9 protein-coding genes and 1 pseudogene are annotated in these 14,286 nt (G+C 63.5%); 4 read left to right on the top strand and 6 right to left on the bottom strand.

Translation table 11 applies throughout. The features are described 5' to 3' along the window. Window positions 1-74 precede the first annotated feature (74 nt). The 6 genes and pseudogenes from ABIB35_RS16540 to ABIB35_RS16515 form a co-directional block, all read right to left on the bottom strand. Window positions 75-1,210 (bottom strand): annotated as a pseudogene (locus ABIB35_RS16540) (ATP-binding cassette domain-containing protein). A gap of 178 nt (window positions 1,211-1,388) precedes the next feature. After that, window positions 1,389-2,030 carry an ABC transporter permease gene (locus tag ABIB35_RS16535; protein ID WP_354182822.1) on the bottom strand — a complete coding sequence of 214 codons (642 nt, stop codon included), beginning with the start codon at window positions 2,028-2,030 and terminating at the stop codon, window positions 1,389-1,391. Window positions 2,031-2,294: 264 nt separating this feature from the next. After that, window positions 2,295-3,719 (bottom strand): HNH endonuclease, encoded by a 1,425-nt coding sequence (locus tag ABIB35_RS16530; protein WP_354182821.1) that lies wholly within the window; start codon window positions 3,717-3,719, stop codon window positions 2,295-2,297. Window positions 3,720-4,016: 297 nt separating this feature from the next. Continuing rightward, window positions 4,017-4,622: a DUF4352 domain-containing protein gene (locus ABIB35_RS16525; protein ID WP_354182820.1), complete on the bottom strand. Its 606-nt coding sequence runs from the start codon at window positions 4,620-4,622 to the stop codon at window positions 4,017-4,019. A 47-nt stretch (window positions 4,623-4,669) separates the two neighbouring features. Then, window positions 4,670-5,320, bottom strand: coding sequence for an Rv1352/Rv1906c domain-containing protein (locus ABIB35_RS16520; RefSeq protein WP_354182819.1), 651 nt, complete (start codon window positions 5,318-5,320; stop codon window positions 4,670-4,672). Further along, entirely contained in the window at window positions 5,317-5,967 is a 651-nt protein-coding gene (locus ABIB35_RS16515; RefSeq protein WP_354182818.1) for a hypothetical protein, read from the bottom strand. The genes ABIB35_RS16520 and ABIB35_RS16515 overlap by 4 nt, the downstream gene beginning before the upstream one ends. Window positions 5,968-6,223: 256 nt before the next feature. Between ABIB35_RS16515 and ABIB35_RS16510 the strand changes: the two genes are divergently transcribed. The 4 genes from ABIB35_RS16510 to ABIB35_RS16495 are packed head-to-tail and all read left to right on the top strand — an operon-like array spanning window position 6,224 to window position 14,258. Next, a complete protein-coding gene (locus ABIB35_RS16510) occupies window positions 6,224-8,317 on the top strand; it encodes a DNA methyltransferase family protein (RefSeq protein ID WP_354182817.1) in 2,094 nt (697 codons plus the stop codon). Further along, window positions 8,317-9,930: a class I SAM-dependent DNA methyltransferase gene (locus ABIB35_RS16505; protein WP_354182816.1), complete on the top strand. Its 1,614-nt coding sequence runs from the start codon at window positions 8,317-8,319 to the stop codon at window positions 9,928-9,930. The genes ABIB35_RS16510 and ABIB35_RS16505 overlap by 1 nt, the downstream gene beginning before the upstream one ends. Continuing rightward, complete coding sequence (locus ABIB35_RS16500) at window positions 9,930-11,057, top strand: restriction endonuclease subunit S (protein ID WP_354182815.1); 1,128 nt, start codon at window positions 9,930-9,932, stop codon at window positions 11,055-11,057. Before ABIB35_RS16505 ends, ABIB35_RS16500 begins: the two co-directional genes overlap by 1 nt. Continuing rightward, the gene (locus ABIB35_RS16495; protein ID WP_354182814.1) at window positions 11,058-14,258 is read left to right on the top strand and encodes a type I restriction endonuclease subunit R; all 3,201 of its coding nucleotides are present in this window, start codon (window positions 11,058-11,060) and stop codon (window positions 14,256-14,258) included. Window positions 14,259-14,286: the final 28 nt, after the last annotated feature.

Raw genomic sequence — 14,286 nt, 5'->3', positions numbered from 1 at the left:
CCGTGGTTAGACTTCTACAACAACCACCGGCCACACGGCAGCCTCGGAGGCAAAGCACCGATCACCCGGTGTAATTAACGTGCCGTCTGAGTACAGCTAGCGGCCGCTTCAGCGGCGGGTTTGCCGTCGTCGTCATACTTGTGCACCCGCTGGATCAGCCCGCTGTTAATCCCCACGGGGGGCGAGGACGAGCCCTCAAGCGCCGCCTCGTGCGCATCAGTGATGGCCTGCATTACGGTTTCCACCGTGATCAGGCCCTGGAACACATCGCGCGGGCCGGTGACCAGCGCGGCCCCAGCACTGGAAACCAACATGGTGTCCAGCGCATCGTTCAAGGTGGCACGGTCACCAATGACGGGCAGCTTGGAATCCACCGTTGCCGAGATCCGTTCCAGCCGGCTGAGCTGGCGGCGCGTGAGCCACTGGATGGGCCGGCGACGGGCATCCAGGATGACAGCCTGTTTATGGCCGGCACCCTGCAGGCGGGACAGGACGTCGCTGGCGAGATCTCCCGGGGCTGCCGTAATGGCGGCATCCAGGTCCACCTCATTGACCCGGGTGAGGGTGAGCTGTTTCAGGCCGGCGCCGGAGCCAATGAAGTTCTCTACAAACTCGTTGGCCGGATTGGCCAGGATCCGCTCGGGGGAATCGTACTGGACCAGCTGAGCGCCCTCGTCAAAGACAGCAATCCAGTCACCGAGCTTCACTGCCTCATCGAAGTCATGCGTGACGCAAACAATGGTCTTGTGCAGTTCCGACTGGATGTTCAGGAGTTCATCCTGGAGCCGCTGCCTGGTGATGGGATCCACCGCACCAAAGGGTTCATCCATCAGCAGGACAGGAGGATCCGCGGCCAGTGCCCGGGCCACACCAACACGCTGCTGCTGACCGCCGGAGAGCTCACGGGGATAGCGGTTGCGGTAGAGGGCAGGGTCCAGCGAGACCAGCTCCAGCAGTTCATCCACGCGGGCCGCAATTCTGTCTTTGCTCCAGCCAAGCATTTTGGGGTCCCAATGTTGGTGGCCACGCTCATGTGCGGGAAGAGCCCGCCGGCTTGAATGACGTAACCGATCCGGCGGCGCAGTTTGTCACCGTCCATAGTGGTGACGTCCTCGCCGTTCAGGACAATGCTGCCCTCGGTGGGTTCGATCAGCCGATTGATCATTTTGAGCGTGGTGGTCTTCCCACAGCCGGAAGGCCCCACAAACATAACAATGCTGCCCGGTGGAATTTCCAGGGTCAGACCGCCAACGGCCGGCTTCTCCTGGCCAGGGTAATGCTTAGTGACGTTATCCAGCAGGATGCTCGCGCCGGTGTTCTTTCCGACAGCGCCGGGTGTTCCGGCAGCGCCGGGTGTTCCGGCAGCGCCGGGTGTGATGTTTTGGGTCTCAGACACGGATACCTCGCGGAGTGGTGAGCCGGCCGAGGCCGACAAGGAAAAGGTCAAGGATCAGGGCAAGCAGGATGACGCCGATGACACCCACGGCAACGGACTCCACGGAGTTGGCGCCACCGAGGCGGGACAGCCCGTTGAAGATGAAGCCGCCCAGGCCGGGGCCCAGTGCATAGGCGGCGACTGCGGCAACGCCCATCACCATCTGGGCCGAGACGCGGATACCGGCAAGGACGATCGGCCACGCCAGCGGAAGTTCAACGGTCAGCAGGGTGCGCAGGCGGCTCATGCCGATACCCCGCGCGGACTCAACCACTGACGGCGCTATGCCGGAGAGACCCACCACTGCATTGCGCAGGATGGGCAGGGTCGCAAAGAACGCGACGACAACGACGGCGGGGGTGGGGCCGAAGCCCAGCGGCGCGATCAGCAGGCCGATCAAGGCGAAAGATGGAATGGTCAGCCCGATGGCGGAGACGCTGTTGGCAGCGGCACTGAGGCCTTTGCTGCGGTACACCAGTGCTGCGAGCAGTACTGCTAGGACAGTGGCCAGGACCAGACATTGGAAGACCAGACTGAAATGCTGCCAGCCCGCGAAGAGTATCTGGTCCGCCCTGTCGCGTACGAATTCCAACACATTAGTACCTTCTTCACTTCGGTTACGTATTGCTCTCCGACTCCGATTGGGAGCAGGAATTGCCAAGGGCAAACGTAATGGCCGAAATGTGCGACATTTTGACCCTCAGGCCTGATCCGGGTGAACCGTAACCTTTTCGTGACTCTTCGTAGCACAGTGTTTATGTCGTTTCTTTACGCCCCTATTGACACGGCAATATTGGCTTCGCCGGCAGGTGCATTTCCGTATCAAGGACCACCCATAGTGGGTTCCCGGCGCCGCTTTCTACCCGCCTCCAGGCGCCGGAGGAGCCGAGGAGCGGTAGGTGTGTCCCGTGGGTGTCCGAAGCTGAACCGTGTGTGTTCGCGTCTGGGCGGCGGTGGCCGACCGGCCCTCCGCCGCAACATTGAGGCGGGGTACGACTGGCTCGGTGCTCATGCTCCAGCCGGGGGCTTCCTTGGCCTGGTTGCAGGCCTCGCACAGTCCCTGGATGTTGTCGGCGCTGGTGGGGCCGCCGTCATGGACGGGTGTGATGTGGTCGTAGTGCCGGATCGGGGCTCCGCACCACGGCATCCGGCAGACTTGGTCACGTGCGGCGATGAACCGTGCCAGCCCCTTGGGCACCAACCGTGCCCGCGAGTCCATGCCCACCAGTGCTCCAGTGTCCGGTGCCGTGTAGAGCCGGCGTACCCATACCTCCGTTCGCGGATCCGGCCGTGGCGGCGGTGCCGGCGGGGCCGGCGGGGCACCCCAGCCGGTCACCGCAGCAGCACCGGACCTGGCGCTGGTACGGGTTCCCAAGCCGCGATAAGAGTCCTCGTCCTTGTCGGAGTTGCACTCGGGGCCTTTGTCCCGCCCGCGGACCAGGTTTCGGGCCAGCTGCGCCGGAACCACCCCGTACCCGGCCAGCACCGCCGGCTCCGAGGAACCACCCAGCAGGGCCCGGTCCGTCATGATCAGCTGCACCTCTACCCGCACATCCTCGGCCCGGACCTTCCCGGTGGTCCGTTCCACGAAGGTGTCCGCCATGATCTGACCTTTGGACCGGGCATCCCCGGCCGCGCGGAGCCGGTCCGCTTCCCGGGTCAACGCCGCATACACGCCCACACCTTGAGCCACTGGCAGCAGGGCGGTCACATACGTCATGGTGTCCGGAGCCGGACGGCAGGACACAAACCGCTCCGACGCTGCTTTGGAGGCCCGGTTCACCACACTGCGTGGATCCAGTCCATAAGACACCATCTTGATCCGGGCGATCAGCTGCCAATCCCCGAGCTGCTCCAACTCGGCCAGGTTCCCGGCGACCTGCTCATCCACCTTCTGCCGGTCCGCCAACGTAAGGCAGGCAGTTTCGCGGACCAGCAGGGTCGCCCGCCACTCACTGATCACCCCTGTCGTGAGCGCGTGCAAGGTGTGCGGCATTTCCCGGGTCAGGATCCGTGCCAACCCCAACAACCGGGTACCCCGGTGCGGAGACTCCCGCCGCGCCAACCCCACCTGCGCACCCACCCCTTTGCCAAGCTGCTCCGGCCTCATCCCACCCTCGGCCTGAACAGAGCGCGTCACGGCATCAAAAAGTGCTGCAGCCCGCGCCTGCGCCGCCGCCGCGGAAGCCTTGACTTCCTCCAGCACCCGAATCTGATCGATCAACCCCGCCAGCAGGACAGCGGTCGCGGCGGCTGCATCCGCGACGGGTGAATCTACGGACATAGAACCACCGCGGACACCTGCGTCAGTATCAGCAGGCACAGGCACGGCAGCCAGCGATCTTTCCGTTTGCGCCTCATGAGAGTCCTGCTGAGCTTCGTACATGCGTTCTATTTTATAAAAACAATCCCTGAAAACGAAGGGCAAAAGAGCCCTTCAGTTACCGGAGATTTTCAGCCAATTACTCAAGTAGTAAGGGGGGATTCAAACTGCCCTCCCACCAACAGCCAGTGCCTAACAACGTACACAGCAAAAACCCGAATACCCATCAGGGCACCCGGGCATTTCGCTGGAAGGAGGCTAGCCTCCCACCTGGATTCGCGCTGCAGCCTGCAGCAGAGGATCTGTCACTGTCACGGTGGCAGCCCCGGGCGCCATGTCGAAGGCAACGAAGCCGCGGGATTTATCACCCGGGAGCACTTCGCCGGATCCAAGCTGCCCGTCGGCGAACATGTACATTTCACCCTTCCGTCCCTCGGCATCCTTCGCGTCGAAGTACAGCGGGTTCGCGGAAGTTACGCCTTCCTCGGTTTCCCAGAGAACATCCAAGAGTAGGAAACCCCCGTTCTGCGCCGCAGGAGCAAATGACTCGGCGCTTACCGAGTCGGTGTATTCCGCGGAAACGATGGTAATTCGGGCTGTGTTGCCACCTCCCATGTCAGCGGTGAACGGAACGCCAACGGCAGGAGCTGCTTCCGGCACGGCTTCGGGTGGTGCCTCCGCAGCGGGTTCTTCCTGCCCGGCAGAGCCGGGTGCAGCGGCACCAGCTTCCCCGTTTGCCCCCTCGGCGCTGCAGGAGGCAAGGGCCAGACCGAGCACGAGTACGGCGACAGAAATCAGGTGCTTCTTGGTAGCGGACTTGCGGGCTTTGAGCTCCACTGGTTCCGGGTTGAGTTGCTTCTTCATGTCTATGCCTTTCAATAGTCAGATTGCTGGTTACGCGAATGGATTGGTTACTGCTTTTCCCAAGTGCCGCAGCGGCTCGATTTGAAGTCCTGGCCCTCAGCAAGCGTGACGACCGGATGCCCGCCACCGGGAAGATCGTTGTCGACGATGTCGGAGCCGTTGGACCCGCTGCGATGAATACCCCAGTAGCAGCTGGAGCCAACAGGTTGCGCGGTGCGGTAGTTCCCCGGCGCAATATCGGTTCCCACGACCCAGGTTCCGTCGCCAACGGTGTTCGCCGCCTTGGTCTTTTCTGCTCCGGTGACCGCGTCTTCCCGAGCCTTGACCGCGGCCTCCGACGACTTCACCTTTTCCTCCGAGGCCGCCACTGCGGCCTCGCGCTTCTCGACGCCGGTTTCCCTCTTCCTAATGCCGCCTGCCATGACGTCGTAGTCGTCTTGAAGAGCTTCATAGTCTGAGGTGGTCTCTGCGAGGTCGGACGCTATCGATTCCTCGGAAGACTCCAATGCCGCATATTCTTCGCTGCCGGTGGGATCGACCAACACCGCTCCAGCTAGGCCGCCGGCGCCGCAAAGGAGGACAGCCGAGGTCAGAAGCAGCGCCCAAGAGTTTCCTCTGCGCTGCTTTTCCTGCCTCTGTTGAACATCCGCAACCTCCTCGTCCTCGACCAGCTCCGGCGCCAAGTTTTTCTCAGTCATATTCCCGCTCCTACTTTGTCCGCGACTTCGACGACGATGTTGAGCCCGCTATCGGGGTGGTAGCCCCAGGAAGCAGCGAACGTGTCCCACTCGGCACTCTGCCGTCCGTCCAGGGCCCGGGTCGTTCCGATCCGGGTTTCCACGCTGTCCGGAACCTCCAGTTCGGCAAGCACACACGTAATGTCGGCGTACTCAGCACCAGCCGAGTCTTCACCTTCGCTGCTCATGGAGATCGACTGCCCGTTGTCACCCATATCGACGCCAAAGGTGTCCGAAACACTGCAGGTCTCAGCCGCCGCTTCAATGGCATGGGAGGTCAAGGGGATGTTGATCTGTCCCAATCCGATTCCGGCGAGCAGACCGAGTCCAAGCCCGGCTGCTCCAAACACCAGGTGCTTGCGGCTGGGGCGCGGCGCAATCGGTTCCGGCTTGTTTCCCGGAATGGACGAAGGTGGCTGCTGGACGGGTGGAGCAGGAGACGCCACCGGAGGCCATATCCCCGAGGAGCCTGCTGCCCGGTCTTGTTGCGCGGCTTGCGGCGACGGCGACGGCGCGTTGCCGTCCGAGGTTCGATGGGATCCGGTTTCCTGAAGCTCCGGCTTGGCTGGACCTGGCGGGATTTCGCCGGCTTCTCTATGCTGCGACATTTCTTCTCCTGACGGACGGCGAATAAGCGTTGGGTGCGGTGCGGAAGCCGTCCCCCCCACAAAACGTGCAACGGCTTCCGCACCAGCAGAACCAACGCTTGGCGTTTGTCCTGCCCCATCAACCTAAGCCGGACTTTCATGTTCTGCCGCAGCAAAGTCCGATAACCCCCCTTATCACCTAACTCGCCACCAAATGGGGAACCGTTCGTTAGGCTGATGACATCGAATCCGGAGGTATTGGGGAAAGGAGCAAGGAATGAACGTCAACGACGGCCCATTGCTCATCTCCCTGCCGGATATCGCACTTTTGGCCCGGGTGAAACGTCCCGTCGTCAGCATGTGGAAATCCCGCACCAAAAAGTCGGCGTCTCCCTTCCCGCAGCCACGGCGGCACGTTCGGGGCCAGGACCTCTTCGATGCCTACGAGGTGGCCCGGTGGCTCGCCGACACCGGCCACGGAAACAACAAGGAGGCACTCGAGGACGTCGCTTCCTTCGCCGTGATGACCGGCATTTCAGCCGGAGGTGAGCTGCTGTTCAATGCGCTCACCTCGCTCCTCGCCCTCCGGGTTCTCACCGGGGGCCAGCTCACCGGCCTGGACAGCACAGATCTGCTGGACGCCGCGGACAGCCAGGATCCGGACAATCTGTTGCTCTACCGTGAGCTCGAACAGGTCGAACCGGATCTCGGAGCGTTGGCCCGCTACACCGATCTGTTGGTGGACGGCGCCTACCATCCGGCTGCGGCCTTCGAGAAGCTTATGGCCGACCGGTTCCGGACCCGTTTGCAGAGGCATGCCGGCGTCGCACTGGCCGAACAGGCAACCGACATGGTCGCTGCCATCGCCGCAGAACTGGCCGCTGGCCTGCCGGAGGGCCCGGTCTTCGCCGATCCAACCAGCGGCGGCAGCGACCTGCTGATGGCGGTGGCCCGCAGATTGAGCGACACCGGCGACGTTGTTCTGATGACTGGATCAAATGACGACGACGCCGCCCGGTTTGCGCGCCGGAGGCTCGCCGTCCACGGTATCCATCGCGAGCAGCTGGATGTCGATTCAACCGGCGAATTCACGCTCTCCCGCCCCGCGGTGATCTTGGCCCAGTATCCGGCGCCCGGCACTCCGGTGATGGGCCCGCTGCAGATCCTTTCAGCGGTGGACCACATCCACCTCCAGATACGGGAGGACCAACGGGCTGTGATTGTCGCGCCTGCCGCCGCGCTGACTGACCAGCTGCGGGGCGACGCCGAAAACGTCCGCTCGGATCTTCTGCGCTCCGGCCGGCTCCGCGCCGTGGTGAAACTGCCCCAGGGGCTGCTGCTCAGCAAATCCCGGCAGGCATTGGCACTGTGGGTTTTGGGTCCCGCCCACCGCTCCGTGGAAGATACGGCGAAGTGGACCATGGTTGCCGACTTGGGCAGTGCCCACCTATCTCCGGATGTGGTGCAGGATCTGGTCGGCGATATTTCGGCTTCCATGGGAACCCTGGCTCAGATCCGGGCACACTCGTTCCGCTATGCGCATCTGTCCCTGACCCGCGTCCTGCTCGCTTCCCGGGGTTCGCTCGTTGCGGCGGCCGCGGCACCAAGCCGCCATCAGAAACTTGGCGGCCCCGAAGCAGCACTGCGGGCCGATGACCTGCTGGAGCTGCTGAACACCCCGGCCTTGCCCGGTGTCCTGGACCGCTATTCGGTGGAAGCCCCGCCGAACAACGTCTCGGCCGGCCCGCTGACGATTGGCCAGCAGGGGCAGCGAAGCGGTGCAGCATCGTCTCCGATCCAGGACCTGCTGGACGGCAAGCACCTCACCTACCGAGCCGGACACCGCATCGATCCAGCGCATGTCGATAACGACGACGGCGGAACCCGGGTTTTCGGGCCGGAGGAAGTCACCGGCGTCGTGCCCCTGGGCTCGAGGAGCATCAACCTCATCCTGTTCACGCAGACCTATCCGGCTGGCCAGGTTACCGAGCCAGGTGACGTGGTGTTCTGCACCGGCACCCGGCCCGCCGCCGTCGTCGATACCGAGGGATCCGCCGTCGTGCTCTATCCGGCACGCATTCTGCGGATCAATTCCCAGCGTCCCGGGGGCCTGCAGCCGCAGGTCCTGGCTGCCGACATCAAGGCGCTGCCCTCGGGGCGCGGCAGCTGGAAGCGGTGGTCCGCGCGTCGATTAGGCGAGCCGGAACGGGAGACTCTCACGCAGGCGCTGGGCGAACTCACCCGGCAGCGTGACGCGGCCCGCACCCGGCTCGAACAGCTTGAAGAACTCACTACGCTTGTCTTGGACGGCGTAGCGGGCGGAAGCCTCGCCCTCACCGATACATCCGTCGTTATGGAAGGAACACCCTAGTGCCCCCGAAAACCAAGGTTGCCGCTCTGCCGTCAACCATGAAGGAACTGAAGGACACGCTCTGGAAGGCCGCCGACAAGCTGCGCGGTTCCATGGACGCGTCCCAGTACAAGGACGTTATTCTCGGGCTGGTGTTCCTGAAGTATGTCTCGGACGCGTTCGACGAGCGCCGTGCGCAGATCTCTGCGGAGCTGGAGGCGGACGGGATGGACGAGGACCAGATCGCCCAGTTCATCGACGACGCCGATGAGTACACCGGCCGAGGGGTCTTCTGGGTTCCGGTCCGGGCGCGCTGGCGCTACCTGGCGGAAAACGCCAAGGGCACGCAGGCCTCCGCGGACGCTGCGGCCAAGTCCATCGGCGAACTGATCGATGACGCCATGGACCTCATCATGAGCTCCAACCCCACGCTCGCCGCGACCCTGCCGAAGATCTACAACCGCGACAACGTGGACCAGCGCCGCATCGGCGAACTGCTGGACCTGCTGAACTCCACCCGGTTCACCGGCGACGGCGCCAAGAAGGCCCGCGACCTGCTCGGCGAGGTGTACGAGTACTTCCTGGAGAAGTTCGCCCGCGCCGAAGGCAAGCGCGGCGGAGAGTTCTACACCCCCGCCGGCGTCGTCCGCGTCCTGGTGGAGGTGCTGGAACCGGACCACGGCCGCATCTACGACCCGGCCTGCGGCTCCGGCGGCATGTTTGTGCAGACCGAGAAGTTCCTGGAAGCCCACAACAAGGAGGGCTCGGACATCTCCGTGTACGGGCAGGAGCTCAACGAGCGCACCTGGCGGATGGCCAAGATGAACCTGGCCATCCACGGGCTCAACGGCAACCTCGCCTCCCGCTGGGGCGACACCTTTGCCCGCGATCAGCACCCTGACATGCAGGCCGACTTTGTCATGGCCAACCCGCCGTTCAACATCAAGGACTGGACCCGTTCCGAGTCGGATCCGCGCTGGAAGTTCGGCGTTCCGCCCGCGGGCAACGCCAACTACGCCTGGATCCAGCACATCATTTCCAAACTCGCCCCCGGCGGCAAGGCCGGCGTGGTCATGGCCAACGGCTCCATGTCCTCCAACTCCGGCGGTGAGGGGCAGATCCGAGCCCAGCTGGTGGAAGCCGATCTGGTCTCCTGCATGATCGCCCTGCCCACCCAGCTGTTCCGCAGCACCGGCATCCCCGTCTGCACCTGGTTCTTCGCCAAGGACAAGACCGCCGGCGAGCACGGCTCCATTGACCGCACCGGCCAGGTTCTCTTCATCGACGCCCGCAACCTGGGCTACATGGTGGACCGCGCCGAGCGAGCGCTGTCCGAGGATGACATTGCCAAGATCGCCAACACTTTCCGCGCCTGGCGCGGCAAGACATCAGCGGTTGAGGCCGGGTTGGAGTACGACGACGAGCCCGGCTTCTGCTATTCGGCCACCCTTGAGGAGATCAAGGCCGCCGACTATGCCCTGACCCCGGGCCGGTACGTCGGTGCTGCCGCGATTGAAGACGACGGCGAGCCGATCGAAGAGAAGATCGAGCGGCTGAAGAAGGAACTGTTCGAGCAGTTCGAGGAATCCGAGCGGCTGGCCAAGGTTGTGCGCGAGCAGTTGGGGAGGATCTGATGACAGCTCGGCAGCAGTTAACGTTCGGCGAACTTGGCACGCTGTTCGATGGACCGCATGCAACTCCGACTCGCATGGAAACCGGCCCGTACTTCCTGAATATCTCTAGCCTCAACTCAGGACGACTGGACCTGTCGTTATCTGATCATGTTTCAGAGGATGACTTCGCACGCTGGACCCGTCGAGTGACCCCCAGAGAAGGAGATCTCCTCTTCTCTTATGAAACAAGACTCGGCGAAGCTGCACTCATGCCTGCGGGAGTCGAAGCCTGTCTCGGCAGGCGGATGGCCCTTCTACGTCCCAACCCTGCAATTGTCGATCCACGTTTCCTGCTCTACTACTACCTGAGTCCCGGCTTTCAACAGCTGATAGAGCAGCACACCATCCACGGTGCAACCGTCAACCGAATCGGACTGTCGACGATGGGGACCTGGCCAGTTTCCATACCTGCCCTTGACGAACAGCAGGCGATCGCGGAGGTGCTGGGAGCCCTCGACGACAAGATCGCTGCCAACACCAAGCTCGCCGAAATTTCGATGGAATTGTCAGAGGCTCACTTTCGTCAACTATTGACGGATACAACCGAGTTGGGCACTCTTGGCGAGTTGTTGACCCTTGAGTATGGGAAGGCCCTCCCTGCGTCCCTGCGTCGACAAGGACCGGCCGTTGTTTATGGCAGCGGAGGCGTTGTGGGTTCACACGATCAGGCTCTCAAGAGTGGTCCCGGAATAATTGTCGGGCGAAAGGGTTCCGCCGGGGTGGTCCACTGGTCACCCGACGCATTCTTCCCGATCGATACCACTTACTACGTCGAGCCAAAGTTCGGGGATGAAAGTCTCACGTTTTGCTATCACATGCTGAGATCCCTGAAACTCTCAGAAATGAACTCTGATTCTGCGGTGCCTGGCCTGAACCGCAACGAAGCGCACGCTACAAAGGTGCAGCGAATATCTAGGGCATCTATCCAGAGTTTTGGAGATTTGACTCGGCCTCTGTTCGCGCAGGCCGCGCAGTATGACAAAGAAAACCGCACCCTCGCCGCAACACGCGACACACTGCTTCCGCAGCTGATGTCCGGAAAGCTGAGGGTAAAAGATGCAGAACAGACCGTGGGGGAACTGATCTAAATGACGCAGGCACAGCAGCTGGGATACTCGGAAGCCGATTGGGAAGGCAGCGCATTGGAAATGCTCGCCGAACCGCTCGGCTGGCTCCCGAAGACCGGACAGGACATTGCGCCCGGCACCGGCGAGCGCGACACGTGGGACGAGCTCCTCATCCGGCCCCGGCTGCTGGCCGCCCTGCAGAAGTTCAACCCCGCAGTGCCGGTCCAGTATCTGAAGCAGGCGCTGGCCGAAATCGCATCCCCGAAGTCCGCCGATGCGATCACCGAGAACAAGCGCATCCATGACTTCCTCACCGACGGCTTCCGGCTGACCTACATCGACAGCGACGGCACCGAGGTCAGCCCCACACTCCGGTTGCTCAGCCACCTTCCCGATGAGAACAACTGGCTCGCCGTCAACCAGGTCACCATTGTGCAGGGCGACTACAAGCGCCGCTTCGACCTGGTGCTGTACTGCAACGGCATGCCCGTCAGTGTCGTCGAGCTGAAGAAGGCCGGCAGCAAGAACGCCGATGTCCCCGCCGCCCACAACCAGCTGGCCACCTACGTCCGCGAATTCCCGATGGCGTTCCGGTTCTGCGTCTTCACCCTCGCCTCGGACGGGCTGTTCGCGAAGTACGGCACCCCGTTCACGCCGCTGAACCACTTTTCGCCGTGGAACGTGGACGACGACGGCAAGCCCGTTGCCCCCGGCACCCTGCTCGACGGCGAACCCGTCGTCGGCGAGCTCGACACCGCTCTGCTGGGCCTCTACAACCAGGAGCGGTTCCTGCAGCTGCTGCGCAACTACACCGCCTTCGACGAGGGCGCCGCCGGCCTGACGAAGCGGATCGCGAAGCCGCACCAGTACTTCGCCGTCACCAAAGCCGTGGGCAGCACCGTTGATGCGGTGGCCAGCAACGGCAAGGCCGGCGTCGTCTGGCACACCCAGGGCTCGGGCAAGTCCATGGAGATGGAGCTCTACACCAACCTGGTGATCCGGCACCCCAAGCTGCGCAACCCCACCGTCGTCGTCATCACCGACCGCAACGAACTCGACGGCCAGCTGTTTGAATCCTTCCTCGGCAGCCAGCTGTTGCCCGAAAAGGCCCAGCAGATCCGCAAGCGCTCCGAGCTGCGCGAGGAACTGACCAGCCGCACCACCGGCGGCATCTACTTCACCACGCTGCAAAAGTTCGGCCGCAGCCAGGCCGAGCGCGACGCCGGCGCCGAGCACCCGCTGCTCTCGGACCGGCGCAACATCATTGTGGTGGTGGATGAGGCGCACCGCAGCCACTACGACAACCTGGACGGCTACGCCCGGCACCTGCGCGACGCGCTGCCGCACGCCACCCTGATTGCCTTCACCGGCACCCCGATCTCCTTTGACGACCGCAACACCCAGGACGTCTTCGGCGAGTACATCGACATCTACGACCTCAGCCGGGCGGTGGCCGACGGCGCCACCGTCCCCGTGTACTTCGAGCCGCGGCTGATCAAGGTGGGACTGGCGGAGGGTGTCAGCGACGAATTCCTCGACGCAGCTGCGGACGAAGCGACGCAGACGCTGGACGTGACGGAACGGGCGCGCATCGAGGCGAGCGTCGCCGTCGTCAACGCCGTCTACGGTGCACCGCAGCGCATCGCCAAACTCGCGCAGGACCTGGTGGATCACTGGGAGAACCGCAGCGCCCAGATGGCCAAGTACATCGACGCCCCGGGCAAGGCGATGATCGTGGGCGGCACCCGGGAGATCTGCGCCAACCTGTATTCGGCAATCGTGACGCTGCGCCCGGGCTGGCACTCCGATGACCTGGACAAGGGCAAGATCAAGGTGGTCTACTCCGGGACCGCCTCCGACACTCCCCCGGTCTCGAACCATGTTCGCCGCGATTCCCTGAACGCAAGCATCAAGGAACGCCTCAAGAACGTGGACGACGAGCTGGAGCTGGTGATCGTCAAGGACATGATGCTCACCGGCTACGATTCCCCGCCGCTGCACACCCTCTACCTGGACCGGCCGCTCAAGGGCGCCCTGCTGATGCAGACCCTCGCCCGGGTAAACCGGACCTTCCGCGGCAAGAAGGACGGCCTGCTGGTGGCGTACGCGCCGCTGGCGGAGAACCTGGCCAAGGCGCTGGCCGAATACTCGCAGTCCGACCAGCAGCACAAGCCGGTGGGCCGGGACATCAACGAAGCCATCGCGGTGACCGAGCAGCTGGTGGAACAGCTGCGGACGCTGCTGGCCGGCCACGACTGGCGGGCGACCTTGAACAAGGGCGGCCCGAAGGCGTTCCTGTATGCGGTCACCGGCGCGGTGAACTACCTGCGCGATCCGCTCACTCCCGGCAACCAGCCGGAGCCCGACGGCGAGAGCCTCGCCTCCCAGTACCGGCGCTACTCCAGCCAGCTGGCCCGGGCCTGGGCACTTTGCTCCGGCTCGGACCACCTCGCCGAGCTGCTGCCGGAGATCAAGGTGTACGAGGAAATCCGGATCTGGATGGCCAAGATGGACGCCGCCGATCGCCAGTCCCGGGGCGAGCCCGTTCCCGAGGACATCTCCCGCCTGCTCGGTCAGCTGATCGCCACCTCCACTGTTTCCGGTGCAGTCATGGACATTTACGAAGCTGCCGGTATGCCAAAGCCTTCGCTAGATGATCTGACACCGGAGTTCATGGCCAAAACCCAGCAGGCGAGAAACCCGCAGCTGGCCATCGAGGCCCTGCGGAAACTCATTTCCGAAGAAGCGGCCCGCACCACGCGGAACAACGTGATCCGGGAGCGGGCATTCTCGGAACGGATCACCGAGCTGATGACCAAGTACACCAACCAGCAGCTGACCTCCGCCGAGATCATTGCTGCACTGGTGGAGCTGGCCAAGGAAGTGGCCCTGGAAAAGGACCGCGGGCAGCGGTTCAGCCCGCCGTTGAACGAGGATGAGCTGGCGTTTTACGACGCCGTCACGCAGAACGATTCCGCCGTCGACGTCCAGGGCGAAGGCGTGCTCGCGAACATCGCCCGCGATCTGGTAGCGGTGATGCGCCGCGACGTGCGGACCGACTGGACGGTGCGCGACGACGTCCGGGCCAAGCTCCGCTCCTCCATCAAACGGCTGCTCGTCAAGAATGGCTATCCGCCGGACAAGCAGCCTGCCGCGATCAAGCTCGTCATGGAGCAGATGGAGTCCATGGCCCCGCGCTTTGCGGAGGCCCGGGCGGGGTAACTCTCGCCGCTCACTGTTCTCTTCCATC

The organism is Arthrobacter sp. UYP6 (assembly GCF_040547315.1).
Lineage (GTDB): Bacteria > Actinomycetota > Actinomycetes > Actinomycetales > Micrococcaceae > Arthrobacter_B.
The sequence above is the reverse complement of the archived record's forward strand: the minus strand, read 5'-3'. Positions and strand labels throughout refer to the sequence as shown.